Annotated in this window: 1 pseudogene; it reads right to left on the minus strand. The window is 54.1% G+C overall.

The window, feature by feature from the left end:
• Positions 1–255 (minus strand): annotated as a pseudogene (locus AC0C6X_RS30250) (proline/glycine betaine ABC transporter permease); the annotation flags it as partial.

Consider the following 255-nt stretch of genomic DNA (forward strand, 5'->3'; position numbering starts at 1 on the left):
TCATCGTGTCGTCCCACATATCGAAATAACCAATGAGCAGCAGCGTCACGACCGTTCCCGCGACGATCTTCCAATTACGGCTGGCGAACCAGGCGACAGCAGCGATCAACAGGAGGATAATCGGCCAAGGCGTCTTCGTCATGAAGCGTTCCGACCAGATCAGAAAGTGCTGTAGCGGCTCGAAAATTGCTTCAAGACCGTCGCCATAGGCACGCGTGAAACCGCGAAACCCCTCGTCGATCACCTTCTTTAGAT

Source organism: Ensifer sp. VA4, from assembly GCF_055710065.1.